Origin of the sequence: Bacillus sp. AY2-1 (assembly GCF_008368965.1) — a bacterium.
GTDB classification, from domain to species: Bacteria; Bacillota; Bacilli; order Bacillales; family Bacillaceae_G; genus Bacillus_A; species Bacillus_A thuringiensis_S.
In genome coordinates this window covers 18,091-44,205 of the sequence record NZ_QPEL01000071.1, presented here as the reverse complement: position 1 = coordinate 44,205, position 26,115 = coordinate 18,091, and the positions used below count along the sequence as shown (strand labels likewise).

Below are 26,115 nucleotides of genomic sequence, written 5' to 3'. Positions count from 1 at the left end.
GATGATTGATGCAAAGCAATTAAACAGCTTGGCGTTAGCGTATATGGGTGATGCGGTATATGAACAATATATCCGCTATCACCTCCTTCAAAAAGGAAAGGTTCGCCCTAATCAATTACATCGCTTAGGGACGAGCTTTGTTTCAGCAAAAGCACAGGCGAAAGTTGTTTATCATTTATTAGAGACGTCGTTTTTGACAGAGGAAGAAGAGGCGGTATTAAGAAGAGGACGTAATGCAAATTCAGGTACGGTTCCGAAAAATACGGATGTACAAACATATCGACATAGTACAGCCTTTGAAGCGCTAATTGGTTATCATCATTTATTAAATAACCGTGAAAGATTAGACGAAATTGTATATAAGGCAATTGCAGTTTTAGAAGAAAAGGAAGGGGGCACATCATCATGAGTAGTGAATATATTATCGGACGTAACCCTGTAATTGAAGCGTTACGATCAGGGAGAGATATTAATAAAATTTGGATCGCAGAAGGTGCTGCCAAAGGACAAGTGCAGATTGTACTAGCGTTAGCGAAAGAGAATAAGGTTATTTTACAACATGCACCAAAGAAAAAGTTAGATCAATTAGTTGAGGGTAATCATCAAGGTGTAATCGCTCAAGTAGCTGCATATCAGTATGCGGAGTTAGAAGATTTATTCAAAGTGGCAGAAAAACGTAATGAAGATCCATTCTTCTTAATTTTAGATGAGATTGAAGATCCGCATAACTTAGGTTCTATTATGCGTACTGCTGATGCGACAGGAGCTCATGGGATTATTATTCCAAAGAGAAGGGCTGTGGGGCTTACAGCGTCAGTTGCGAAAGCATCAACAGGAGCAATTGAATACATTCCTGTTGCACGCGTAACGAACTTATCCCGTACAATTGATGAATTAAAAGAACGTGGACTTTGGATTGCTGGTACAGATGCCAAAGGAAAAACGGATTATCGTAATTTAGATGGTAAAATGCCGATTGGGTTAGTAATTGGTAGTGAAGGAAAAGGTATGAGCCGTATTATTGGTGAAAAGTGTGATTTCCTAATCACTCTACCGATGGTTGGTAAAGTTACATCCTTAAATGCTTCCGTAGCCGCAAGTTTGTTAATGTATGAGGTATATCGTAAACGTCACGAAATTGGTAAATAAAAGATGAACGATATTTTAATCGTTGACGGTTACAACATTATCGGAGCTTGGGGAGATTTGAAGAAACTGCGGGATGTAGATTTACAATCATCAAGAGATGCACTTATTGATAAGATGGCGGATTATCAAGGTTATACAGGCACAAAAGTGATGATAGTCTTTGATGCCTATACAGTACATGGTATTGAAAAAAAGATGAAACAATCTCGTGTGGAAGTAATATTCACACGAAAGAATCAAACTGCAGATGAAAAGATAGAGCAACTTGCGATAGAGCTTAGAAATATAAATACACGAATATATGTTGCGACTTCTGATTACACGGAACAATGGGTTATATTTGCGCAAGGTGCCCTTCGGAAATCTGCGCGTGAATTAGAGTTGGAAGTACAGGCAATGGAGCAACAAGTAAGAAGGCGTACAAAAGACACGAAAGAACAGCAACCCGCCATGCGAAAGATATTTAGTAAAGATATTACAGAAAAATTAGAAAAATTAAGAAGAGGAGAGCGTTGAAGCATTGACGCTCTTTGTCTTTTTACTGTATAATATTGCTAAATAAATAGCGGTCGGAGGGATCAAGGTGGAAGCAGGCTTCGTAAGTGTAGGCGACGTTACATTTCGTGATTTAGAGGATGAGGCAATCGTTGAGTTAGTTCGAAAAGGTAATACTGACGCTCTAGAATATTTAATTCACAAGTATAAGAACTTTGTTCGCGCGAAATCAAGATCTTACTTTTTAGTGGGTGCCGATCGAGAAGACATTGTTCAAGAAGGTATGATAGGGTTGTTTAAAGCAATTCGTGATTATAAAGAGGACAAGCTGTCTTCATTCAAAGCATTTGCTGAACTGTGTATCACTCGACAAATTATTACCGCTATTAAAACGGCAACAAGACAAAAACATATTCCCTTAAATTCATATGTGTCTTTAGATAAGCCGATTTACGATGAGGAATCTGATCGAACATTATTGGATGTTATTTCTGAAGCGAAGGTAACTGATCCTGAAGAGATGATTATTAGCCAAGAAGAATATACAGACATAGAATCAAAAATATCAGAATTATTAAGCGATTTAGAAAGAAAAGTACTTTCTTTATATCTAGATGGGCGTTCTTATCAAGAGATTTCAGAACAGTTAAACAGACATGTGAAATCTATTGATAACGCTTTACAGCGGGTGAAGAGGAAATTGGAACGATATATGGAAATGCGAGAAAGTACAACTTTAAATTCATAACAAATAACAAGTGCAACAGGTGTAAAATAAATCACCTGTTTTCTTTTGTAGAGCGTACAAAATGCATGTCATTGACATTGTCTTTTATTGTATGATACATTTTTAGGGACATAATGTTACAAGGTTGGTGTAACTAATGAGGAAAAAAGTTGTACTCTCATGTGAAGAGTGTAAAAATCGAAACTACTCTACTATGAAAGATACGAGCTCAATAGAGCGACTTGAAATAAAAAAGTTTTGTAAAACATGCAATCAGCATACAGTTCACAAGGAAACAAAATAAATAATTGAAATAATACACTGGAGGTCCCGCAGATGCGTTTAACGAACTTTTTCGGCGATGTAGGTCGCGAAATGAAAAAAGTAAGTTGGCCTAAAAAAGATGAATTACTCCGCTCAACAGCGACTGTTGTTGCTACAGTTGTGTTCTTTGCGATTTTCTTCGCAGTAGTTGATATGGGCATTTCTTCTTTAATTCGGTTAATTCTTGGTTAATTCTTGAATAAGAAGCACTTATCCATGATATAATGTTATTTATAAGAACTGTGTAAAAGCCCGGTGAACGGGTTTTTTCATTTGCGCAAAAAAATGTACGTCAGGGAGGGAAGGACGCTCGTCCTAAATGAATGGAAAAAAGTTGGTATGTTGTCCATACTTATTCTGGATATGAAAATAAAGTAAAAGCAAACCTAGAGAAGCGTGTAGAATCAATGGGTATGCAAGATAAAATTTTCCGTGTTGTTGTCCCGGAAGAAGTAGAAGTAGAAATGAAAAACGGAAAAGAAAAATTAATGAAAAGAAAAGTGTTCCCAGGTTATGTATTAGTAGAATTAATCATGACTGATGATTCTTGGTATGTTGTACGTAACACGCCGGGTGTAACTGGGTTCGTTGGTTCTTCTGGTTCTGGATCTAAGCCATCGCCTCTATTAGAAGAGGAAGTTGTTACCATTATGAAACATATGGGAATGGACAACGAAGTGGTTGATTTCGACTTTGAACTTCATGAGACAGTACGTGTAAATGAGGGGCCATTCGCAGATTATACAGGTGCTATTGAAGAAATTGATGTGGAGAAGAAAAAGGTTAGTGTACTTGTGGACATGTTTGGTCGCGAGACTCCAGTTGAACTTGACTTCCATCAAATTGAAAAATTATAAAATGAAACTTGAAATGAATTGTAAAAAGTGATAATATCTTTTAAGTCAGTACGTCTTCATTATCGGAGGCGTTTTTTGAAAGATTTTATCCTTACAGATAAAATATGACGTGGGAGGGCAAATCACTGTCCAATTGACCACATCACGGACTTAAGGAGGTGTGTCTCGTGGCTAAAAAGGTAATTAAAATGGTAAAGCTTCAAATTCCTGCAGGTAAAGCTAACCCAGCTCCACCAGTTGGTCCAGCATTAGGACAAGCAGGTGTTAACATCATGGGCTTCTGTAAAGAGTTTAACGCTCGTACAGCAGATCAAGCTGGTCTTATCATCCCTGTTGAAATTACGGTATTTGAGGACCGTTCATTCACTTTCATTACTAAAACTCCTCCTGCTGCTGTTCTTCTTAAGAAAGTAGCTGGTATTGAGTCTGGTTCTGGTGAACCAAATCGTAATAAAGTGGCAACTGTTAAGCGTGATAAAGTACGCGAAATCGCTGAAACTAAAATGCCTGACCTAAACGCTGCTAGCGTAGAAGCTGCAATGCGTATGGTTGAAGGTACTGCACGCAGTATGGGCATCGTTATCGAAGACTAATTCGATTTGTTTTTAAAAAAAGGTTGCGGGTCTGGAATTCCAATTCGCAACCTTTATTATCGTAAATGATTATCGTTTTTAAATAAATGGATGGCGCTCATCCTCAGGTTATACCTGAAAACAGGCGTAAACGTGGGAGGTTATTCCGCTAAAACCACATTCGAGGAGGAAATAAAAATGGCTAAAAGAGGTAAAAAGTACGTAGAAGCTGCAAAGCTTGTTGACCGTGCAGCTGCTTACTCTGCAACAGAAGCAGTAGAATTAGTAAAGAAAACAAACACAGCTAAATTTGATGCAACTGTAGAAGCTGCATTCCGTTTAGGTGTTGACCCTAAGAAAGCTGACCAACAAATCCGTGGTGCAGTTGTTCTTCCGCACGGTACTGGTAAAGTACAACGTGTATTAGTGTTCGCTAAAGGTGAAAAAGCTAAAGAAGCTGAAGCTGCTGGAGCTGACTTCGTAGGCGATACTGATTACATCGGTAAAATCCAACAAGGTTGGTTCGATTTCGATGTAGTAGTAGCAACTCCTGACATGATGGGTGAAGTTGGTAAACTTGGTCGCGTATTAGGACCTAAAGGTTTAATGCCAAACCCTAAAACTGGAACAGTTACTTTCGATGTAACTAAAGCTGTTAACGAAATCAAAGCTGGTAAAGTTGAATACCGCGTTGATAAAGCTGGTAACATCCACGTTCCAATCGGTAAAGTATCTTTCGAAGATGCTAAATTAGTAGAAAACTTCAAAACAATCGCTGATACTTTATTAAAAGTTAAGCCATCTGCTGCAAAAGGTACTTACATGAAGAACGTAACAGTTGCTTCTACAATGGGACCTGGCGTACGTGTAGACGTTTCTACATTAGCGTAAAAATTGGAAGTTGACTTCATAAAGAAGATTTAATATAATCATTTATGTTGTGAATTTAAATAGTGTACCGTAGACAGTAGGTGTCAATAGACTTAATTTCCTACCTAGGTGTTAATATACGAAACGGAATTTTTTTCTGTGACTATATGCCTCCATGTCTACAAGTTGGGCATGGAGGTTTTTAGTGCACTTTCGGTACATCTTCTATATAATCTACAGGAGGTGTAATAACATGAGCAAAGTAATCGAAACTAAACAACAAGTTGTAACTGAAATCGCGGACAAACTTCGTGCTAGTAAATCTACGATCGTTGTTGACTACCGTGGTTTAACAGTTTCTGAAGCAACAGAATTACGTAAGCAATTACGTGAAGCTGGCGTTGAGTTCAAAGTTTACAAAAACTCTCTAACTCGTCGTGCTGCAGAATCTGCTGAAATGGCTGAGTTAAACGAATTCTTAACAGGACCAAACGCAATCGCGTTCAGTAACGAGGATGTAGTTGCTCCTGCGAAAGTATTAAACGACTTCGCTAAAAATCATGAAGCTTTAGAAATTAAAGCGGGCGTAATCGAAGGTAAACTTGTAACACTTGATGAGGTTAAAGCAATCGCTACTCTTCCATCACGTGAAGGCTTACTTTCTATGCTTCTTAGCGTTCTTCAAGCTCCAATCCGTAACCTTGCACTTGCTACTAAAGCAGTTGCAGAACAAAAGGAAGAGCAAGGCGCTTAATTTTTTAAAAGATAATTACGTATTATCGATAAAACAATACAAACCTATTTAAGGGAGGATATTTACAATGACTAAAGAACAAATCATTGAAGCAGTTAAATCTATGACTGTATTAGAACTTAACGACTTAGTAAAAGCTATCGAGGAAGAATTCGGCGTAACTGCTGCTGCTCCTGTAGCTGTTGCTGGTGGCGCTGGAGAAGCTGCTGCTGAGAAAACTGAATTTGATGTGGAACTAACTAGCGCTGGTGCACAAAAAATCAAAGTTATCAAAGTTGTTCGTGAAATCACTGGTCTTGGCTTAAAAGAAGCTAAAGAATTAGTTGACAACACTCCAAAAGTAATCAAAGAAGCTGCTGCTAAAGAAGAAGCTGAAGAAATCAAAGCTAAACTTGAAGAAGTTGGCGCTGCTGTAGAAGTTAAGTAATTAACTTTTGATGCTTTAAAAAAAGCTCGCTCTCATGCGAGCTTTTTTTTTAACTGTAAAGAAGAGAGGTGGCCATATGGCAGACCATTATTTTTCTAACGACCCTTCTAGTAAAAGTGATCGTAAGCGATGGGAATTTGCACTTCGTGGATCTCAATTTACTTTCTTATCCGACCATGGGGTGTTCTCGAAAAACGAAGTGGACTTTGGTTCCCGTCTTTTAATTGAAGCTTTTCAAATGCCAGATATTAAAGGTAATATATTAGATGTAGGTTGCGGATACGGTCCTATTGGTTTGTCGCTAGCGAAAGAGTTTCAAGGTCGTGAAGTTCACATGGTGGATGTGAATGAAAGGGCGCTTGGACTTGCGAAAGAAAACGCCGCTAATAACAAAATCGAGAATATACGTATTTTTCAAAGTAGCGTCTATGAAAATGTAGATGGCAAGTATGCTGCTATTCTATCTAACCCTCCAATTCGTGCGGGTAAAGATGTCGTACATGAAATTTTAGAAAAAGCTGTGGAGTATTTAGTTCCAGGTGGAGAACTTTGGATTGTTATTCAAAAGAAGCAAGGTGCACCATCTGCGCTGAAAAAACTAGAGGAAGTATTTTCTGAAGTTGAGGTTGTAGAAAAGAAAAAAGGATATTATATCATAAAATCAAAAAAACGTTGACGGTTATTTTTGGCTATGTTAACATTATACAATGCCAATATATGATTTTCTGCGTTGAGAAAGATGTATATTTTTGTTTCTCTTGGAAAAGATAGTAAAATCAGCAGATTATGAAACAGAATGATGGTTTTCTTATAGAAGCCATTTTTCTTTTTTGAGCAGGTAGAAAGACTCAACGTATTTATCTTTAAGAGAAAAAGACTACGCTAATAGCAGTAGTTGTATTTATTTGTGATTTTGCACAAATTTTTTTGTGCATTTATAATACTCATGATTTGAGGGGTGAAGCAGTTGACAGGTCAACTAGTTCAATACGGACGCCACCGCCAACGAAGAAGTTATGCCCGTATTAGTGAAGTATTAGAGTTACCAAATCTTATCGAAATTCAAACCTCTTCTTATCAGTGGTTTCTTGATGAGGGTTTGCGAGAAATGTTCCAAGACATTTCTCCGATTGAAGACTTTACGGGAAATCTATCGCTTGAATTTATCGACTACAGCTTAGGTGAACCTAAATACTCTGTAGACGAATGCAAAGAGCGTGATGTGACGTATGCAGCACCACTTCGTGTAAAAGTGCGTCTAATCAACAAGGAAACTGGTGAAGTAAAAGAACAAGATGTGTTCATGGGAGATTTCCCACTCATGACAGAGACTGGAACATTCGTAATTAACGGTGCAGAACGTGTTATCGTTTCCCAGTTAGTTCGCTCTCCAAGCGTATACTATAGTGGCAAAGTGGATAAAAACGGAAAACGTGGTTTTACTGCTACTGTAATTCCAAACCGCGGAGCTTGGTTAGAGTATGAGACAGATGCTAAGGATGTTGTATATGTGCGTATTGACCGTACGCGTAAACTTCCTGTAACTGTTTTGTTACGCGCATTAGGGTTTGGCTCTGATCAAGAAATCACCGAGCTTTTAGGTGATAACGAATACTTAAGCAACACATTAGAAAAAGACAACACAGATAGCACAGAAAAAGCATTGCTTGAAATTTATGAGCGTCTACGTCCTGGTGAACCACCAACAGTAGAAAATGCTAAGAGCTTACTTGTGTCTCGTTTCTTCGATCCAAAGCGCTACGATTTAGCAAATGTAGGTCGCTATAAGATCAACAAGAAGTTACACATTAAAAACAGATTGTTTAATCAACGTTTAGCTGAAACATTAGTGGATCCAGAAACTGGTGAAATTTTAGCGGCAGAAGGAACAATCTTAGATCGTCGTACACTTGATCGCATTTTACCTTACTTAGAGAAAAACATTGGATTCAAAACAGCGAAACCAATGGGTGGAGTGGTAGAAGGCGATGTTGAGCTGCAATCTATTAAGATTTATGCTCCTGAGTCGGAAGGCGAACGCGTAATTAATGTAATTGGTAATGCAAACATTACTCGTGATGTGAAACACATCACACCAGGTGATATCCTTGCTTCTATCAGTTACTTCTTCAACCTACTATACAAAGTAGGAGATACAGATGATATTGACCATTTAGGAAACCGTCGTCTGCGTTCTGTTGGAGAACTATTACAAAACCAATTCCGTATCGGCCTTTCTCGTATGGAACGTGTTGTTCGTGAGAGAATGTCGATCCAAGATACAAATGCAATTACACCACAGGCACTAATTAATATTCGTCCTGTTATTGCATCTATTAAAGAGTTCTTCGGAAGTTCTCAGTTATCTCAGTTCATGGACCAAACAAATCCATTAGCAGAGTTAACTCACAAACGAAGACTATCTGCATTAGGACCTGGTGGTTTAACGCGTGAGCGCGCAGGCTTTGAAGTACGTGACGTTCATTACTCCCACTATGGTCGTATGTGTCCGATTGAAACACCAGAGGGACCAAACATTGGTTTGATTAACTCATTATCTTCGTTCGCGAAAGTAAATGAGTTTGGTTTCATTGAAACACCATACCGTCGTGTTGACCCAGAAACTGGTCTTGTAACAGGGCATGTTGATTATTTAACAGCAGATGAAGAAGATAACTATGTTGTAGCCCAAGCGAATATGAAATTATCTGATGAAGGTGAATTCCTAAGTGAAGATATCGTAGCTCGTTTCCGTGGCGAAAATATTGTCACAAATAGAGAACGCATCGACTACATGGATGTATCTCCAAAACAAGTAGTGTCGGCAGCGACAGCTTGTATTCCGTTCTTAGAAAACGATGACTCTAACCGCGCACTTATGGGAGCGAACATGCAACGTCAGGCGGTTCCGTTAATGAATCCGGAATCTCCGATTGTAGGTACAGGTATGGAGTACGTATCAGCAAAAGACTCGGGTGCTGCAGTAATCTGTAAACATCCTGGTGTTGTTGAGCGCGTAGAAGCACGTGAAGTTTGGGTACGTCGCTATGTAGAAGTTGACGGTCAAACAGTAAAAGGCGACTTAGATCGCTACAAAATGCAAAAATTCATTCGTTCTAACCAAGGAACTTGTTACAACCAACGTCCAATCGTAAGTGTTGGAAATGAAGTTGTAAAAGGTGAAATCCTTGCGGATGGTCCTTCTATGGAATTAGGTGAACTAGCACTTGGACGTAACGTACTTGTTGGCTTCATGACTTGGGACGGTTATAACTACGAGGATGCGATTATCATGAGTGAGCGCCTTGTAAAAGATGATGTGTACACTTCTATTCATATTGAAGAATATGAATCAGAAGCTCGTGATACGAAGCTTGGACCAGAAGAAATTACACGTGACATTCCAAACGTTGGGGAAGACGCATTACGTAACCTTGACGAGCGCGGTATCATTCGCGTTGGTGCTGAAGTAAAAGATGGAGATTTACTTGTTGGTAAAGTAACACCTAAAGGTGTAACAGAATTAACAGCTGAAGAACGTCTATTACATGCTATCTTTGGAGAAAAAGCGCGTGAAGTACGTGATACATCACTACGTGTACCACACGGTGGTGGCGGTATTATCTTAGACGTAAAAGTATTCAACCGTGAAGATGGCGATGAATTGCCACCAGGTGTGAATCAACTTGTACGTGCATATATCGTTCAAAAACGTAAAATTTCTGAAGGTGACAAGATGGCCGGACGTCACGGTAACAAAGGTGTTATTTCTCGTATTTTACCAGAAGAAGATATGCCTTACTTACCAGACGGTACGCCAATCGATATTATGTTAAACCCATTAGGGGTACCATCTCGTATGAATATCGGTCAGGTATTAGAGCTTCATCTTGGTATGGCAGCAAGATACCTGGGCATTCACATTGCAACACCAGTATTCGATGGTGCTCGTGAGGAAGATGTTTGGGGCACAATTGAAGAAGCTGGTATGGCAAATGACGCGAAAACAATCCTGTATGACGGACGTACTGGTGAACCATTCGATAACCGCGTATCTGTTGGTGTCATGTATATGATCAAACTTGCGCACATGGTTGACGATAAACTTCATGCTCGTTCTACTGGACCATACTCACTTGTAACGCAGCAACCTCTTGGAGGTAAAGCTCAGTTCGGTGGACAGCGTTTCGGTGAGATGGAGGTTTGGGCACTTGAAGCTTACGGTGCTGCTTATACTCTTCAAGAAATCTTAACAGTGAAGTCTGATGATGTTGTTGGACGTGTTAAGACTTATGAAGCAATTGTTAAAGGCGAAAATGTTCCAGAACCAGGCGTTCCTGAATCATTCAAAGTATTGATTAAAGAGCTGCAAAGTTTAGGTATGGACGTTAAAATGATGTCTAGCGACGATACAGAAATTGAAATGCGTGATACAGAAGATGATGATGATCATCAATCAGCAGATAAATTGAATGTTGAAGTTGAGACAACTAAGGAATAATTGGGATAACCTGTAGACTAAAAGGGAGGTAGGCCCCTTGATAGATGTAAATAACTTTGAATATATGAAGATTGGACTTGCTTCACCTGACAAGATTCGTTCTTGGTCATACGGTGAAGTTAAGAAACCAGAAACTATTAACTATCGTACGTTAAAGCCTGAAAAAGATGGCTTGTTCTGTGAGCGTATTTTCGGACCACAAAAGGACTGGGAATGTCATTGCGGAAAATACAAACGTGTACGTTATAAAGGTGTAGTTTGTGATCGATGTGGCGTTGAAGTAACGCGTGCAAAAGTACGTCGTGAACGTATGGGTCATATTGAATTAGCTGCTCCTGTATCTCATATTTGGTATTTCAAAGGTATCCCGAGCCGCATGGGACTTGTCTTAGACATGTCCCCTCGCGCGCTTGAAGAAGTAATTTATTTCGCTTCTTATGTTGTAACAGAAAGTGGAGATACACCACTTGATAAGAAGCAATTACTTTCTGAAAAAGAATACCGTGCATATCGTGATCGATATGGTAGCACATTCCAAGCTGCTATGGGTGCAGAAGCGATTAAAAAGCTACTACAAGACATCGATTTAGATAAAGAAGTAGACTTCTTAAAAGAAGAATTAAAAACAGCACAAGGACAACGCCGTACTCGTGCTATTAAACGTCTAGAAGTATTAGAAGCATTCCGCAACTCTGGAAATGAACCATCTTGGATGATCTTAGATGTTCTACCAGTAATCCCACCAGAACTACGCCCAATGGTACAGTTAGATGGTGGACGTTTTGCTACTTCTGACTTAAACGACTTATATCGTCGTGTAATTAACCGTAACAACCGTTTAAAACGTCTATTGGACCTAGGTGCTCCAAGCATCATCGTTCAAAACGAAAAACGTATGTTACAAGAAGCTGTAGACGCATTAATCGATAATGGCCGTCGTGGCCGTCCGGTTACTGGACCAGGTAACCGCCCATTAAAATCACTATCTCACATGCTTAAAGGTAAACAAGGACGTTTCCGTCAAAACTTATTAGGTAAACGTGTTGACTACTCTGGCCGTTCTGTAATCGTTGTAGGACCGAACTTAAAGATGTACCAGTGTGGATTACCGAAAGAAATGGCGCTTGAACTGTTCAAACCTTTCGTTATGAAAGAGTTAGTTGGAAAAGGCTTAGCACACAATATTAAGAGTGCGAAACGTAAAATTGAGCGTGTACACCCTGAAGTTTGGGACGTTTTAGAATCTGTGATTAAAGAGCATCCAGTACTTCTAAACCGCGCACCAACACTTCACCGTCTTGGTATCCAGGCGTTTGAACCTACATTAGTAGAAGGTCGCGCAATTCGTCTTCATCCACTTGTATGTACTGCATACAACGCGGACTTTGACGGTGACCAAATGGCGGTTCACGTTCCGTTATCATCAGAGGCACAAGCAGAAGCTCGTATTCTTATGTTAGCGGCACAAAACATCTTGAATCCAAAAGACGGAAAACCAGTTGTTACTCCATCTCAGGATATGGTATTAGGTAACTACTACTTAACACTTGAGCGTGAAGGCGCAATCGGTGAAGGTATGGTCTTCAAAGATGCAAACGAAGCAATACTTGCATACCAAAATGGATATGTACATCTGCACACACGTGTTGCAGTTGCTGCAAGTTCAGTAAATAACGTAACGTTTACTGAAGAGCAAAAGGGTAAGCTTCTATTAACAACAGTTGGTAAATTAATATTTAACGAAATCTTACCAGAGTCGTTCCCTTATATTAATGAACCGACAAACTCAAACCTTGAAAAAGAAACACCAGCGGAATATTTCGTTGAAAAAGGTGCGAACATTAAAGAAATTATTGCTAGTCGCGAAGAAGTGGCACCATTTAGCAAGAAGATCCTTGGTAACATCATTGCGGAAGTATTCAAACGTTTCCAAATTACGGAAACATCTCGCATGCTTGACCGTATGAAAAACTTAGGATTTAAGTACTCTACAAAGGCTGGTATTACAGTTGGGGTATCTGACATTCTTGTATTAGGTGAAAAAGATGAAATTCTCCATGAAGCACAAGCAAAAGTAGATAATGTAATTAAACAATTCCGTCGCGGTTTAATCACGGAAGAAGAACGTTACGATCGCGTTATCTCTATTTGGAGTAATGCAAAAGATGTTATCCAAGGAAAACTGATGAAATCCTTGAATAAACGCAACCCAATCTTCATGATGAGTGATTCCGGTGCCCGTGGTAACGCATCGAACTTTACTCAGCTTGCTGGTATGCGTGGTCTGATGGCCAATCCATCTGGTCGTATTATCGAACTTCCAATTAAATCAAGTTTCCGTGAAGGTTTAACAGTACTTGAGTACTTCATCTCTACGCATGGTGCGCGTAAAGGTCTTGCCGATACAGCACTTAAAACTGCCGATTCTGGTTACTTAACGCGTCGTCTTGTAGACGTTGCACAAGATGTAATTGTCCGTGAAGATGATTGTGGAACAGATCGTGGTCTATTAATTGGTGCGATTAAAGAGGGTAATGAAGTAATTGAGTCATTATATGATCGTCTTGTTGGACGTTTTGCAAGAAAAACTGTAAAACATCCTGAAACAGGTGAAGTATTAGTTAGTGAAAACCAATTAATTACTGAAGATATCGCTCATATCGTTGAAAATTCGGGTGTTGAAACTGTAAACATTCGTTCAGCGTTCACGTGTAACACTCGCCACGGTGTATGTAAGAAGTGTTACGGTCGTAACTTAGCAACTGGTACAGACGTAGAAGTAGGAGAAGCGGTAGGTATTATCGCAGCTCAATCTATCGGTGAGCCAGGTACACAGTTAACGATGCGTACATTCCATACAGGTGGGGTTGCCGGAGATGATATCACTCAAGGTTTACCTCGTATCCAAGAGATCTTCGAAGCTCGTAATCCGAAAGGTCAGGCAGTTATCAGTGAAATCGACGGTGTTATCGCAGCGATCAACGATGTTAAAGATCGCCAAGAAGTAGTTGTACAGGGTGAAGTTGAAGCTCGTACGTATGCTATTCCTTACGGTGCTCGTCTGAAAGTAACTCCAGGACAGCCAATTAGCCACGGTAAAGAGTTAACAGAAGGTTCTATTGATCCGAAAGAATTACTAAAAGTAACGGACATTACAGCAGTGCAAGAATACTTATTACGTGAAGTTCAAAAAGTATACCGTATGCAAGGGGTAGAAATTGGTGACAAACACGTAGAAGTAATGGTACGCCAAATGCTACGTAAAGTTCGTGTAAGTGATGCAGGTGAAACAGATGTATTACCAGGAACATTACTAGATATCCATCAGTTTACTGATGCGAATGCGAAGGTGTTACTGAAAGGTAAACAACCAGCGACAGCTAGACCTGTTCTACTTGGTATTACAAAAGCTTCACTTGAAACAGATTCGTTCTTATCTGCAGCTTCGTTCCAAGAAACAACTCGTGTTTTAACGGATGCAGCAATTAAAGGTAAACGCGATGAGCTTCTAGGATTGAAAGAGAATGTTATTATCGGTAAGCTTGTTCCTGCTGGAACAGGTATGAATCGTTATCGTAAAGTGGATCTTGTAAAAACAACACAAGATAACATGAATGTAGAAAACGATGAAGTTTATGTGGAACAGTAAAATTTTCCGTCGTAAATTTTGTATAAAAACAGCTAATCCTAGTTGACATTGTATGAGTCAAAATGTTACTATAATCAAGGTTGCTCCTGAACGATGCTTTGGAGGATATTTATATGTCTTATCAAAAAGTGTCAAATGCTGAAAATGTAGTCGTTGGTCATAAACGAACATTGGAAGCAATCAAAAATGGTATAGTTAAAGAAGTTGTTATTGCAGAAGATGCTGATGTGCGGTTAACCCATGTTATCATTCGCACTGCTTTGCAACATAACATACCCATAACAAAAGTTGAATCAGTTCGTAAGCTTGGAAAAGTTTCGGGGATTCAAGTGGGAGCTTCAGCAATAGGAATAATAAGTTAAAACTGTTTTTGTGAGGAGAGAGCATTTGCTCTTCCTTGCAAAAACTTTGTTTTCAACTAATAATGAACCACCTGGATATGTGGTCATACAAACATGCGAAGGGAGGATAATCAAATGCCTACTATTAACCAATTAGTGAGAAATGGTCGTACTGATAAAGTATGGAAATCTAAATCACCTGCGTTAAACAAAGGTTTTAACTCTTTAAAGAAAAAATCAACTGATATCTCTGCACCTCAAAAACGTGGTGTATGTACTCGTGTTGGTACAATGACTCCAAAGAAACCTAACTCAGCGTTACGTAAATACGCTCGTGTACGTTTAACAAACGGGATTGAAGTTACAGCTTACATCCCAGGTATCGGTCATAACTTACAAGAGCATAGCGTAGTATTAATTCGCGGTGGTCGAGTAAAGGATTTACCAGGGGTACGTTACCACATCGTTCGTGGAGCGCTTGATACAGCTGGTGTTGACAAACGTATGCAAGGACGTTCTAAATATGGTACTAAGCGACCAAAACCTGCTAAAAAATAATAAACTTATAATGAAAGGAGGAACTCAATATGCCTCGTAAAGGACCTGTTGCGAAACGTGACGTGTTACCAGATCCAATGTACAATTCTAAGCTAGTAACACGCCTTATCAACAAAATGATGGTTGACGGTAAAAAAGGTAAATCTCAAACAATTCTTTATAACGCTTTCGATATCGTTCGTGAACGTTCAGATAAAGAACCAATGGAAGTATTCGAGCAAGCTCTTAAGAACATCATGCCTGTTCTTGAAGTACGCGCTCGTCGTGTTGGTGGTGCTAACTACCAAGTTCCAGTTGAGGTTCGTCCAGAACGCCGTACAACTTTAGGTCTTCGCTGGTTAGTAAACTATGCTCGTCTTCGTGGTGAAAAAACTATGGAAGAGCGTCTAGCTTACGAAATCTTAGATGCAGCTAACAACGCTGGTGCATCTGTTAAGAAACGTGAAGACACTCATAAAATGGCAGAAGCTAACAAAGCATTTGCTCATTACCGTTGGTAGGATTCAACGTAAAATAAATGTAAGCATAAACCGCTTTATTTGTCGCTTATGGAAGTGTGGAGAGGGAGAATGCCTCTCCCTTTCGTTGGGCGCTCGTTTTACATAATGAGGGTACTGGACACTGGCATATGTAACAATATAAAGTGGCTTTTTTGCTACTTAAAATAAAAAATCCAATCCATATATGGAAGGAGCAAGACACCAAATGACAAGAGAGTTCTCTTTAGAAAACACTCGTAATATTGGTATCATGGCTCACATCGATGCTGGTAAAACAACAGCAACTGAGCGTATTCTGTATTACACAGGACGTATTCATAAAATCGGTGAAACTCATGAAGGTGCATCTCAGATGGACTGGATGGAGCAAGAGCAAGAGCGTGGTATCACAATTACTTCTGCTGCAACTACAGCTCAATGGAAAGGTCACCGTGTAAACATCATTGATACTCCAGGACACGTAGACTTCACAGTAGAAGTAGAACGTTCTTTACGCGTACTTGATGGTGCGGTAGCAGTACTTGATGCACAATCTGGTGTAGAACCACAAACAGAAACTGTTTGGCGTCAGGCTACTACTTACGGTGTACCTCGTATCGTATTCGTTAACAAAATGGATAAGATCGGTGCAGATTTCTTATACTCTGTAGGAACAATCCACGATCGTTTACAAGCAAACGCACATCCAATTCAGTTACCAATCGGTGCTGAAGATGAGTTCAATGGTATCATTGATCTTGTTGAAGAGTGTGCTTACATGTACGGTAACGATTTAGGAACAGACATCGAGCGTGTCGAAATTCCTGAAGAGCACAAAGAACTAGCTGAAGAATACCGTGGAAAGCTTATTGAAGCGGTAGCTGAGCTTGATGAAGAAATGATGATGAAGTACCTAGAAGGTGAAGAAATCACTGTAGAAGAGCTTAAAGCTGGTATCCGTAAGGCTACAACTTCTGTAGAATTCTTCCCAGTAATCTGTGGTTCTGCATTCAAAAACAAAGGTGTTCAAATCCTGTTAGACGCAGTTATCGACTACCTACCATCTCCATTAGATGTACCTGCTATTAAAGGTACTCTTCCGGATACAGATGAAGAAGTAGAACGTAAGTCTAGCGATGAAGAACCATTCGCAGCTCTAGCATTCAAAATCATGACTGACCCTTATGTTGGTAAGTTAACGTTCTTCCGTGTGTACTCTGGTGTGTTAAACTCTGGATCATACGTGAAAAACTCAACTAAAGGTAAGCGTGAGCGTGTAGGACGTATCCTACAAATGCACGCTAACAGCCGTGAAGAGATTTCAACAGTTTACGCTGGTGATATCGCTGCTGCTGTAGGTTTAAAAGATACTACTACTGGTGATACTCTTTGTGACGAGAAGAGTCTTGTTATCCTTGAGTCTATGGAATTCCCAGAGCCAGTTATCTCTGTAGCTATCGAACCAAAATCTAAAGCTGACCAAGATAAAATGGGTACAGCATTATCTAAGCTTTCTGAAGAAGATCCAACATTCCGTGCTCACACTGACCAAGAAACTGGCCAAACTATCATCGCTGGTATGGGTGAACTTCACCTTGATATCATCGTTGACCGTATGCGCCGTGAATTCAAAGTCGAAGCAAACGTTGGTGCTCCTCAGGTAGCATACCGTGAAACTTTCCGCGCTGCTGCGAAAGTTGAAGGTAAGTTTGCTCGTCAATCTGGTGGACGTGGACAATTCGGTCACGTTTGGATTGAGTTTGCACCTAACGAAGAAGGTAAAGGATTTGAATTCGAAAACAAAATCGTCGGCGGTGTAGTTCCACGTGAATACATCCCAGCTGTTGGAGCGGGTCTTGAAGACTCACTTAAAAATGGTGTACTAGCTGGTTACCCACTAGTTGACATTAAAGCAGCATTAGTTGACGGTTCTTACCATGATGTCGATTCATCTGAGATGGCGTTCAAAATCGCTGCATCTATGGCACTTAAAGCTGCGGTTTCTAAATGTAACCCAGTAATTCTTGAGCCAATGATGAAAGTTGAAGTTGTAATCCCTGAAGAATACATGGGAGACATCATGGGTGACGTAACATCTCGTCGTGGACGTGTAGAAGGTATGGAAGCTCGCGGTAACGCACAAGTTGTTCGCGCTATGGTTCCGCTTTCTGAAATGTTCGGTTATGCGACAGCATTACGTTCTAACACTCAAGGACGCGGAACATTCTCAATGACATTTGATCATTATGAAGAAGTACCGAAGTCTGTTTCAGAAGAAATTATTAAAAAAAATAAAGGCGAATAATTGATTTTTATCAATTGTTCGAGTATAACTACTTATGTAAGCTTAGAAAGTGGGACGTAAGTTTCGCTTTCTAGTCTAAATATAAAATAACCTATATAAACTAAGGAGGAATTTAGAATGGCTAAAGCTAAATTCGAACGTTCTAAACCCCATGTTAACATCGGTACAATCGGCCACGTTGACCATGGTAAAACTACATTAACTGCTGCGATCACTACAGTTCTTGCAAAAGCTGGTGGTGCTGAAGCACGCGGATACGATCAAATCGACGCTGCTCCAGAAGAAAGAGAGCGCGGAATCACAATCTCAACTGCACACGTTGAGTACGAAACTGAAACTCGTCACTATGCACACGTTGACTGCCCAGGTCACGCTGACTATGTTAAAAACATGATCACTGGTGCTGCTCAAATGGACGGCGGTATCTTAGTAGTATCTGCTGCTGATGGCCCAATGCCTCAAACACGTGAGCACATCCTTCTTTCTCGTCAAGTAGGTGTTCCTTACATCGTTGTATTCTTAAACAAATGCGACATGGTTGACGACGAAGAATTATTAGAATTAGTAGAAATGGAAGTTCGTGACCTATTATCTGAATACGGATTCCCAGGCGACGACATTCCTGTAATCAAAGGTTCTGCTCTTAAAGCTCTTCAAGGAGAAGCTGATTGGGAAGCAAAAATCATTGAATTAATGACTGAAGTTGATGCTTACATCCCAACTCCAGAACGTGAAACTGACAAACCATTCTTAATGCCTATCGAGGATGTATTCTCTATCACAGGTCGTGGTACAGTTGCAACTGGTCGTGTAGAGCGCGGAATCGTTAAAGTTGGTGACGTAGTAGAAATCATCGGTCTTGCTGAAGAGAATGCTTCTACAACTGTAACTGGTGTAGAAATGTTCCGTAAACTTCTTGACCAAGCTCAAGCTGGAGACAACATCGGTGCTCTTCTTCGTGGGGTTGCTCGTGAAGACATCCAACGTGGACAAGTTCTTGCTAAAACTGGCTCTGTAAAAGCACACGCTAAATTCAAAGCTGAAGTTTTCGTATTATCTAAAGAAGAAGGTGGACGTCACACTCCATTCTTCGCTAACTACCGTCCTCAGTTCTACTTCCGTACAACTGACGTAACTGGTATCATCCAATTACCAGAAGGTACTGAAATGGTAATGCCTGGTGACAACATCGAAATGACTATCGAACTTATCGCTCCAATCGCTATCGAAGAGGGAACTAAATTCTCTATTCGTGAAGGTGGACGTACAGTAGGTTACGGTGTAGTTGCTACTATCGTTGAGTAATCTTAACTGATATAAAACCCCCCAAGGGATTTCCCTTGGGGGGTTTTGTTTGTGTTTATATAATGAATTGGATGATATCTTTATGTTTTGACGAGTTTCTTCTATAGTATATAAAAACATTAAAACGAAACCCAAAAACTGTAAAATGAATTCTAGTAGATGAAAACTTGAAATTCTTTAAAGTGCCATGTATAATAGCAAAAGTAGAGAAAAGCAGATGCAAACAAAAAGATGCTTGCATCTAGACTAATAACATTGTATAATAGACAATGTTGGTCTTTGACTGCGATGAAGTGGAAGGTTGCTGACACACCCGGCCGCTTTGCCATGGCATGGTGTGGGGAAATTTCCATGGAGAAGGTCTATTTTAGAAATAGGCGAACGAAGGAGGGAAAATAATGGCAAAAGAAAAAATTCGTATCCGTTTAAAAGCTTATGATCACCGTATTCTTGATCAATCAGCTGAGAAAATTGTAGAAACAGCTAAGCGTTCTGGGGCAACAGTTTCTGGTCCGATCCCATTACCAACTGAGAAGACTATTTACACAATTCTTCGTGCTGTTCATAAGTACAAAGATTCTCGTGAGCAATTCGAAATGCGCACACACAAACGTTTAATCGATATCGTGAGTCCTACTCCACAAACAGTAGATTCATTAATGCGTTTAGACTTACCGTCTGGTGTAGATATCGAAATTAAACTATAAATTATATAACTTAAAAATGTAGGAGGTGTAACTCATGACCAAAGGAATCTTAGGAAGAAAGATCGGTATGACTCAAGTATTTGCTGAGAACGGTGAGTTAATCCCAGTAACAGTTATCGCTGCTAATCCAAACGTTGTTCTTCAAAAGAAAACAACTGAAACTGATGGCTACAATGCAATCCAGTTAGGATTTGAAGATAAACGTGAAAAGTTAACTAACAAACCTGAACAAGGCCACACTGCTAAAGCATCTACAACTCCTAAGCGCTTCATTCGCGAAATCCGCGATGCAGACGTGGACGGATTAGAGGTTGGTCAAGAGGTAAAAGTTGAAGTTTTCGCTGCAGGTGAAATCGTTGACGTAACAGGAATTTCTAAAGGTAAAGGTTTCCAAGGTGTTATCAAACGCCACGGACAATCTCGCGGACCTATGTCTCATGGTTCTCGCTATCACCGTCGTCCAGGTTCAATGGGCCCAGTTGCTCCGAACCGTGTATTCAAAGGCAAAAAACTTGCTGGACGTATGGGTGGAGACCAAGTTACTATCCAAAACTTAGAAATCGTTCAAGTTGACACTGAGCGCAACTTATTACTAGTAAAAGGTAACGTTCCAGGTGCTAAGAAATCTCTTGTAGTTGTTCAAGGCGCTGTGAAGGTTAGCAAATAATTCACAATAGGAAGGAGGAATTCCAATGCCAAAAGTTACTGTATATAACCAAACTGGTTCACAGGTTGGTGAAATCGAATTAGCTGAAGCTATTTTCGGTATCGAACCAAATGAAGCTGTACTTTTCGAAGCTGTAATGATGCAACGTGCATCTTTACGTCAAGGTACACACAAAGTAAAAACTCGTTCTGAAGTTCGCGGTGGTGGTCGTAAACCATGGCGTCAAAAAGGAACTGGACGTGCTCGTCAAGGGTCTATCCGTTCTCCTCAATGGCGTGGTGGTGGTACGGTATTCGGACCTACACCAAGAAGCTATGCGTACAAACTTCCTAAGAAGGTTCGTCGTTTAGCAATTAAATCTGCATTAGCTACTAAAGTAGTTGAGAACAACATTGTAGTTCTTGAAGACCTAGTATTAAATGCACCAAAAACAAAAGACATGCTAGCAGTACTTAAAGGATTAACTGTTGAGAAGAAAGCTCTTATCGTAACTGCTGATGCAAACGAATCTGTAGAGTTATCTGCTCGCAATATCCCTGGAGTAACAGTAATCACTGCTGATGGCGTAAACGTTTTAGACGTGCTTCATCATGATAAGCTAATCATGACAAAAGCGGCAGTGGAAAAAGTAGAGGAGGTGCTTGCATAATGAGAGATCCTCGTGATATCATTAAGCGCCCAGTTATCACTGAACGTTCTATGGAAATGATGGCTGAAAAAAAATACACGTTCGATGTGGACGTTAAATCTAATAAAACAGAAGTTAAAGATGCTCTTGAAGCGATCTTTGGTGTTAAAGTAGAAAAAGTGAACATCATGAACTACAAGCCGAAAGCAAAACGCGTTGGTCGTCACGCTGGTTTTACTAGCCGTCGTCGTAAAGCAATCGTTAAGCTAACTGCTGACAGCAAAGAAATCGAAATCTTCCAAGGTGTTTAATTCTTACTAAAGAAGGAGGGAAATTGAGATGGGAATTAAAAAGTATAATCCAACTACTAACGGTCGTCGTAATATGACTACGAATGATTTCGCTGAAATCACGACTGACAGACCCGAAAAGTCTTTACTTGCTCCTTTAAGCAAGAAGGCTGGTCGTAATAACCAAGGTAAAATTACTGTACGTCATCAAGGTGGCGGACATAAGCGTCAATACCGTATCATCGACTTTAAGCGTAACAAAGATGGAATTCCAGGACGCGTTGCTACGATCGAATACGATCCAAACCGCTCTGCGAATATCGCATTAATTAACTACGTTGACGGTGAAAAACGTTACATTCTTGCTCCTAAATCTTTAGAAGTAGGTATGGAAGTTATGTCTGGCCCAGAAGCTGACATCAAAATCGGTAACGCATTACCATTAATCAACATTCCAGTAGGTACTGTTGTTCATAACATCGAGCTTAAGCCTGGTCGTGGCGGACAATTAGTTCGTTCTGCTGGTACATCTGCTCAAGTACTTGGTAAAGAAGGTAAATACGTACTTGTACGTTTAACTTCTGGTGAAGTACGTCTTGTATTATCTGCTTGTCGCGCTTCAATCGGTCAAGTAGGTAACGAACAACATGAACTTATCAAAATCGGTAAAGCAGGTCGCTCTCGCTGGTTAGGTAAACGCCCAACAGTTCGTGGTTCTGTAATGAACCCGGTTGATCACCCACACGGTGGTGGTGAAGGTCGTTCTCCAATCGGACGTAAGTCTCCAATGTCTCCATGGGGTAAACCAACTCTTGGATTCAAGACTCGTAAGAAAAACAAAGCGTCTGACAAATTTATCGTTCGTCGTCGTAAAAAATAATGGGATTGTAGTACGGTTCATTTCTAGAACCGTACGCCAATCACGAAGGGAGGCACCAAAATGGCTCGTAGCTTAAAAAAAGGACCATTTGTCGATGATCACTTAATGAGCAAAATGGAAAAATTAGTTGCATCTGAGCAAAAACAAGTTGTTAAAACTTGGTCTCGCCGTTCAACAATCTTCCCTCAGTTCATCGGACACACAATCGCTGTATATGATGGTCGTAAACACGTACCTGTGTACATCACTGAGGATATGGTTGGCCATAAGTTAGGTGAATTCGCACCAACTCGTACGTATAAAGGTCACCTTGCTGACGATAAGAAAACTAGAAGATAATGAGAGGAGGCACTTCAATGCAAGCTAAAGCAGTAGCGAGAACAGTTCGTATTGCTCCTCGTAAAGTTCGTTTAGTAGTAGACTTAATCCGAGGTAAGCAAGTGGGTGAAGCGATTGCTATCCTTAACCACACACCAAAAACTGCTTCTCCAGTTGTAGAAAAAGTTTTAAAATCTGCAATCGCAAATGCAGAGCACAATTATGAGATGGATATTAACAACCTAGTTGTTGAAAAAGTCTTCGTTGACGAAGGTCCAACGTTGAAACGTTTCCGTCCACGTGCAATGGGTCGTGCAAGCCAAATTAACAAACGCACAAGCCACATCACAGTTGTGGTATCAGAAAAGAAGGAGGGATAATCGATGGGTCAAAAGGTTAATCCAATTGGTCTTCGTGTCGGTGTTATCCGTGACTGGGAATCTCGTTGGTTCGCTGAGAAAGATTACGCTACATTATTACATGAAGACATCAAAATCCGTGAGTACATTAATGTACGCTTAAAAGATTCTGCTGTTGCTAAAGTAGAAATCGAACGTGCAGCAAATCGTGTAAATGTTACAATTCACACTGCAAAACCTGGTATGGTAATTGGTAAAGGTGGTACTGAAGTTGAAGCACTTCGTAAAGCTCTTAACCAATTAACAGGCAAGCGTGTACACATCAACATTTTAGAAGTTAAGAGAGCTGATCTTAACGCTAAATTAGTAGGCGAAAACATCGCTCGTCAATTAGAAAACCGTGTATCATTCCGTCGTGCACAAAAGCAAGTTATTCAACGTGCTATGCGTGCAGGTGCTAAAGGTATTAAAACACAGGTTTCTGGTCGTCTTGGCGGAGCTGATATCGCTCGTGCAGAATCTTACAGTGAAGGAACTGTTCCACTTCATACACTTCGCGCTGATATTGACTATGCAGCAGTTGAAGCTGATACAACATACGGTAAATTAGGCGTAAAAGTATGGATCTACCGTGGAGAAGTCCTTCCTACAAAAAAGAAAGCTTCTGAGGAAGGAGGAAAATAATATGTTAATGCCAAAACGCGTAAAATATCGTAGAGAGCATCGTGGTAAAATGCGTGGTCGTGCTAAAGGTGGAACTGAAATTGCTTTCGGTGAATTCGGTTTACAAGCACAAGCTGCTTCATGGATTACAAACCGTCAAATCGAAGCTGCTCGTCGTGCAATGACTCGTTACATGAAACGTGGCGGTAAAGTATGGATTAAAATTTTCCCTTCTAAACCTTACACTGCAAAACCTCTAGAAGTACGTATGGGTTCCGGTAAAGGGGCACCAGAAGGCTGGGTAGCAGTAGTAAAACCTGGGAAAATTATGTTCGAAATCGCGGGTGTATCTGAAGAGGTAGCACGCGAAGCATTACGTCTTGCAGCTCACAAGTTACCTGTGAAATGTAAATTCGTAAAACGTGAAGAAAATGGTGGTGAATCTAATGAAAACTAATGATATTCGTGAATTAACCACTGCCGAAATCGAAACAAAAGTTAAAGCTTTAAAGGAAGAGTTGTTTAATCTTCGCTTCCAACTTGCTACAGGACAATTAGAGAATCCAACTCGCATTCGTGAAGTGCGTAAAGCAATTGCTCGTATGAAAACTGTAGTTCGTGAAAGAGAGATCGGAATTAATCGATAAATTGAGGGGAGGTTTGCATAGTGAGCGAACGTAACCAACGCAAAGTTTATACTGGTCGTGTAGTGTCTGACAAAATGGACAAAACGATTACAGTTTTAGTTGAAACTTACAAAACTCATTCCTTGTACGGAAAACGTGTTAAGTATTCTAAGAAGTACAAAGCCCATGATGAGCAAAACCAAGCGAAACTTGGCGATATCGTTAAAATCATGGAAACTCGCCCGCTTTCTGCTACTAAGCGTTTCCGTTTAGTTGAAATCGTTGAAGAAGCGGTTATTATCTAAATAGACGAATCGGAATTTTTAGTCCGAAGGGAGGTTTCATAACATGATCCAACAAGAATCTCGTTTGAAAGTTGCTGACAACTCTGGTGCACGTGAACTTTTAACAATTAAAGTATTAGGCGGCTCTGGTCGTAAATATGCTAACATTGGTGACATTATCGTTGCTACGGTAAAACAAGCAACACCAGGTGGCGTTGTTAAAAAAGGTGACGTTGTTAAAGCAGTAGTAGTACGTACGAAGAGCGGAGCTCGTCGTCCGGACGGTTCTTACATCAAATTTGATGAAAACGCAGCGGTTATCATTAAAGACGATAAGAGCCCACGTGGTACTCGTATCTTCGGACCAGTAGCTCGTGAATTACGTGATAGCAACTTCATGAAGATCGTTTCTTTAGCTCCAGAAGTTCTATAATTTAAGGTATTGCCTTGCTAAGGAGGTGCAGAATTAAGATGCATGTAAAAAAAGGTGATAAAGTACAGGTAATCACTGGTAAAGACAAAGGAAAACAAGGCGTTATCCTTGTGGCTTTCCCAAAGCAAAACCGTGTTATCGTTGAGGGTGTTAACATCGTTAAAAAACACTCTAAGCCATCTCAATTAAATCCACAAGGTGGAATTATTACTAAAGAAGCACCTATTCACGTTTCTAACGTTATGATTTTAGATCCGAAAACAGGTGAACCTACTCGCGTAGGCTTCAAAGTAGAAGATGGTAAAAAAGTTCGTATTGCAAAAAAATCTGGTGAATTATTAGATAAATAATTTTCTTAAGAAAGGAGGTCACTTCATTGAATCGCCTTAAAGAGAAGTTCCAAAAGGAAATTACTCCTGCTCTAGTGAGCAAGTTTAACTATAAATCTGTGATGGAAGTACCGAAAATCGAAAAGATCGTAATCAACACTGGTGTTGGTGACGCGGTATCTAACTCAAAAGCTTTAGACAATGCAGTAGAAGAATTAACACAAATCGCAGGTCAAAAACCTGTTGTAACTCGTGCTAAAAAATCAATCGCTGGTTTCCGTCTTCGTGAAGGTATGCCAATCGGTGCGAAAGTAACTTTACGCGGCGAGCAAATGTATGAGTTCTTCGACAAATTAGTATCGGTTTCTTTACCACGTGTACGTGATTTCCGTGGTGTTTCTAAGAAATCATTCGATGGTCGTGGGAACTACACATTAGGTGTTAAAGAGCAACTTATCTTCCCTGAGATTGATTATGATAAAGTAAGCAAAGTACGCGGTATGGACATCGTAATCGTTACTACAGCGAAAACTGATGAAGAAGCTCGTGAACTTTTAACACAATTCGGTATGCCATTCCAAAAATAATGGAAGCCAACGCTAAGTAGAGGAGGCGAAA

33 protein-coding genes and 1 other annotated feature are annotated in these 26,115 nt (G+C 40.1%); all 33 genes read left to right on the top strand.

All coding sequences use genetic code 11. The features are described 5' to 3' along the window. The first annotated feature begins 1 nt into the window (after position 1). The 33 genes from DN403_RS18020 (at position 2) to rplE (ending at position 26,084) form a co-directional block, all read left to right on the top strand. Positions 2 to 409: a Mini-ribonuclease 3 gene (locus DN403_RS18020; protein WP_000564265.1), complete on the top strand. Its 408-nt coding sequence runs from the start codon at positions 2 to 4 to the stop codon at positions 407 to 409. Continuing rightward, positions 406 to 1,149, top strand: coding sequence for a 23S rRNA (guanosine(2251)-2'-O)-methyltransferase RlmB (gene rlmB, locus DN403_RS18015; RefSeq protein ID WP_000093762.1), 744 nt, complete (start codon positions 406 to 408; stop codon positions 1,147 to 1,149). The genes DN403_RS18020 and rlmB overlap by 4 nt, the downstream gene beginning before the upstream one ends. 3 nt (positions 1,150 to 1,152) lie before the next feature. After that, positions 1,153 to 1,665 (top strand): NYN domain-containing protein, encoded by a 513-nt coding sequence (locus DN403_RS18010; protein WP_000997887.1) that lies wholly within the window; start codon positions 1,153 to 1,155, stop codon positions 1,663 to 1,665. Positions 1,666 to 1,732: 67 nt separating this feature from the next. Continuing rightward, on the top strand, positions 1,733 to 2,392 hold the full coding sequence (locus DN403_RS18005) for an RNA polymerase factor sigma-70 (RefSeq protein ID WP_000387198.1): 660 nt from the start codon (positions 1,733 to 1,735) through the stop codon (positions 2,390 to 2,392). Between the two features lie 136 nt (positions 2,393 to 2,528). Beyond that, positions 2,529 to 2,675, top strand: a complete 147-nt coding sequence (rpmG, locus tag DN403_RS18000; RefSeq protein WP_014481927.1) for a 50S ribosomal protein L33 — start codon at positions 2,529 to 2,531, stop codon at positions 2,673 to 2,675. Positions 2,676 to 2,707: 32 nt separating this feature from the next. Then, positions 2,708 to 2,887 carry a preprotein translocase subunit SecE gene (gene secE, locus DN403_RS17995; RefSeq protein WP_001241323.1) on the top strand — a complete coding sequence of 60 codons (180 nt, stop codon included), beginning with the start codon at positions 2,708 to 2,710 and terminating at the stop codon, positions 2,885 to 2,887. Between the two features lie 131 nt (positions 2,888 to 3,018). Then, positions 3,019 to 3,552, top strand: coding sequence for a transcription termination/antitermination protein NusG (nusG, locus tag DN403_RS17990; RefSeq protein WP_000415794.1), 534 nt, complete (start codon positions 3,019 to 3,021; stop codon positions 3,550 to 3,552). Positions 3,553 to 3,719: 167 nt separating this feature from the next. Continuing rightward, positions 3,720 to 4,145, top strand: coding sequence for a 50S ribosomal protein L11 (gene rplK, locus DN403_RS17985; protein ID WP_001085872.1), 426 nt, complete (start codon positions 3,720 to 3,722; stop codon positions 4,143 to 4,145). A gap of 177 nt (positions 4,146 to 4,322) precedes the next feature. Further along, positions 4,323 to 5,015, top strand: coding sequence for a 50S ribosomal protein L1 (rplA, locus tag DN403_RS17980; protein WP_002084079.1), 693 nt, complete (start codon positions 4,323 to 4,325; stop codon positions 5,013 to 5,015). Positions 5,016 to 5,064: 49 nt separating this feature from the next. Next, positions 5,065 to 5,208 (top strand) — a sequence feature (ribosomal protein L10 leader region). Positions 5,209 to 5,247: 39 nt separating this feature from the next. Then, positions 5,248 to 5,748 carry a 50S ribosomal protein L10 gene (rplJ, locus tag DN403_RS17975; RefSeq protein ID WP_000048717.1) on the top strand — a complete coding sequence of 167 codons (501 nt, stop codon included), beginning with the start codon at positions 5,248 to 5,250 and terminating at the stop codon, positions 5,746 to 5,748. A 67-nt stretch (positions 5,749 to 5,815) separates the two neighbouring features. Beyond that, on the top strand, positions 5,816 to 6,175 hold the full coding sequence (gene rplL, locus DN403_RS17970) for a 50S ribosomal protein L7/L12 (RefSeq protein WP_000159736.1): 360 nt from the start codon (positions 5,816 to 5,818) through the stop codon (positions 6,173 to 6,175). A gap of 76 nt (positions 6,176 to 6,251) precedes the next feature. Beyond that, positions 6,252 to 6,851: a class I SAM-dependent methyltransferase gene (locus DN403_RS17965; protein ID WP_000763259.1), complete on the top strand. Its 600-nt coding sequence runs from the start codon at positions 6,252 to 6,254 to the stop codon at positions 6,849 to 6,851. A gap of 291 nt (positions 6,852 to 7,142) precedes the next feature. After that, positions 7,143 to 10,676, top strand: coding sequence for a DNA-directed RNA polymerase subunit beta (gene rpoB, locus DN403_RS17960; RefSeq protein ID WP_000147553.1), 3,534 nt, complete (start codon positions 7,143 to 7,145; stop codon positions 10,674 to 10,676). Between the two features lie 37 nt (positions 10,677 to 10,713). Beyond that, positions 10,714 to 14,325 (top strand): DNA-directed RNA polymerase subunit beta', encoded by a 3,612-nt coding sequence (rpoC, locus tag DN403_RS17955; RefSeq protein ID WP_000567944.1) that lies wholly within the window; start codon positions 10,714 to 10,716, stop codon positions 14,323 to 14,325. Positions 14,326 to 14,438: 113 nt separating this feature from the next. After that, entirely contained in the window at positions 14,439 to 14,687 is a 249-nt protein-coding gene (locus DN403_RS17950; RefSeq protein WP_000121833.1) for a 50S ribosomal protein L7ae-like protein, read from the top strand. A 114-nt stretch (positions 14,688 to 14,801) separates the two neighbouring features. Then, on the top strand, positions 14,802 to 15,224 hold the full coding sequence (gene rpsL, locus DN403_RS17945) for a 30S ribosomal protein S12 (protein WP_001142341.1): 423 nt from the start codon (positions 14,802 to 14,804) through the stop codon (positions 15,222 to 15,224). Between the two features lie 29 nt (positions 15,225 to 15,253). Continuing rightward, positions 15,254 to 15,724: a 30S ribosomal protein S7 gene (rpsG, locus tag DN403_RS17940; RefSeq protein ID WP_001137492.1), complete on the top strand. Its 471-nt coding sequence runs from the start codon at positions 15,254 to 15,256 to the stop codon at positions 15,722 to 15,724. A gap of 205 nt (positions 15,725 to 15,929) precedes the next feature. Further along, complete coding sequence (gene fusA, locus DN403_RS17935; protein WP_000196384.1) at positions 15,930 to 18,008, top strand: elongation factor G; 2,079 nt, start codon at positions 15,930 to 15,932, stop codon at positions 18,006 to 18,008. Positions 18,009 to 18,125: 117 nt separating this feature from the next. Then, the gene (gene tuf, locus DN403_RS17930; protein WP_001029617.1) at positions 18,126 to 19,313 is read left to right on the top strand and encodes an elongation factor Tu; all 1,188 of its coding nucleotides are present in this window, start codon (positions 18,126 to 18,128) and stop codon (positions 19,311 to 19,313) included. 398 nt (positions 19,314 to 19,711) lie between these two features. Further along, positions 19,712 to 20,020, top strand: a complete 309-nt coding sequence (rpsJ, locus tag DN403_RS17920; protein WP_001040595.1) for a 30S ribosomal protein S10 — start codon at positions 19,712 to 19,714, stop codon at positions 20,018 to 20,020. Between the two features lie 34 nt (positions 20,021 to 20,054). Continuing rightward, the gene (gene rplC, locus DN403_RS17915) at positions 20,055 to 20,687 is read left to right on the top strand and encodes a 50S ribosomal protein L3 (RefSeq protein ID WP_000160209.1); all 633 of its coding nucleotides are present in this window, start codon (positions 20,055 to 20,057) and stop codon (positions 20,685 to 20,687) included. A 25-nt stretch (positions 20,688 to 20,712) separates the two neighbouring features. Further along, on the top strand, positions 20,713 to 21,336 hold the full coding sequence (gene rplD / locus DN403_RS17910) for a 50S ribosomal protein L4 (protein ID WP_001127258.1): 624 nt from the start codon (positions 20,713 to 20,715) through the stop codon (positions 21,334 to 21,336). Next, entirely contained in the window at positions 21,336 to 21,626 is a 291-nt protein-coding gene (gene rplW, locus DN403_RS17905) for a 50S ribosomal protein L23 (protein WP_001205558.1), read from the top strand. Before rplD ends, rplW begins: the two co-directional genes overlap by 1 nt. A 28-nt stretch (positions 21,627 to 21,654) precedes the next feature. Further along, positions 21,655 to 22,485, top strand: a complete 831-nt coding sequence (gene rplB, locus DN403_RS17900; protein WP_000511583.1) for a 50S ribosomal protein L2 — start codon at positions 21,655 to 21,657, stop codon at positions 22,483 to 22,485. A gap of 60 nt (positions 22,486 to 22,545) precedes the next feature. After that, positions 22,546 to 22,824 (top strand): 30S ribosomal protein S19, encoded by a 279-nt coding sequence (gene rpsS, locus DN403_RS17895; RefSeq protein WP_000124454.1) that lies wholly within the window; start codon positions 22,546 to 22,548, stop codon positions 22,822 to 22,824. 17 nt (positions 22,825 to 22,841) lie between these two features. Next, a complete protein-coding gene (gene rplV / locus DN403_RS17890; protein ID WP_001148024.1) occupies positions 22,842 to 23,183 on the top strand; it encodes a 50S ribosomal protein L22 in 342 nt (113 codons plus the stop codon). A gap of 3 nt (positions 23,184 to 23,186) precedes the next feature. After that, the gene (rpsC, locus tag DN403_RS17885) at positions 23,187 to 23,846 is read left to right on the top strand and encodes a 30S ribosomal protein S3 (RefSeq protein ID WP_000529956.1); all 660 of its coding nucleotides are present in this window, start codon (positions 23,187 to 23,189) and stop codon (positions 23,844 to 23,846) included. Position 23,847: 1 nt separating this feature from the next. After that, the gene (gene rplP, locus DN403_RS17880) at positions 23,848 to 24,282 is read left to right on the top strand and encodes a 50S ribosomal protein L16 (RefSeq protein ID WP_000928969.1); all 435 of its coding nucleotides are present in this window, start codon (positions 23,848 to 23,850) and stop codon (positions 24,280 to 24,282) included. Continuing rightward, on the top strand, positions 24,272 to 24,472 hold the full coding sequence (rpmC, locus tag DN403_RS17875) for a 50S ribosomal protein L29 (RefSeq protein WP_000855718.1): 201 nt from the start codon (positions 24,272 to 24,274) through the stop codon (positions 24,470 to 24,472). The genes rplP and rpmC overlap by 11 nt, the downstream gene beginning before the upstream one ends. A 20-nt stretch (positions 24,473 to 24,492) precedes the next feature. After that, the gene (gene rpsQ / locus DN403_RS17870) at positions 24,493 to 24,756 is read left to right on the top strand and encodes a 30S ribosomal protein S17 (protein ID WP_000004106.1); all 264 of its coding nucleotides are present in this window, start codon (positions 24,493 to 24,495) and stop codon (positions 24,754 to 24,756) included. A 43-nt stretch (positions 24,757 to 24,799) separates the two neighbouring features. Then, the gene (gene rplN / locus DN403_RS17865) at positions 24,800 to 25,168 is read left to right on the top strand and encodes a 50S ribosomal protein L14 (protein ID WP_000615912.1); all 369 of its coding nucleotides are present in this window, start codon (positions 24,800 to 24,802) and stop codon (positions 25,166 to 25,168) included. Between the two features lie 38 nt (positions 25,169 to 25,206). Then, positions 25,207 to 25,518 (top strand): 50S ribosomal protein L24, encoded by a 312-nt coding sequence (gene rplX, locus DN403_RS17860; RefSeq protein ID WP_000558200.1) that lies wholly within the window; start codon positions 25,207 to 25,209, stop codon positions 25,516 to 25,518. A gap of 26 nt (positions 25,519 to 25,544) precedes the next feature. Further along, a complete protein-coding gene (gene rplE / locus DN403_RS17855) occupies positions 25,545 to 26,084 on the top strand; it encodes a 50S ribosomal protein L5 (RefSeq protein WP_001080829.1) in 540 nt (179 codons plus the stop codon). Positions 26,085 to 26,115 lie beyond the last annotated feature (31 nt).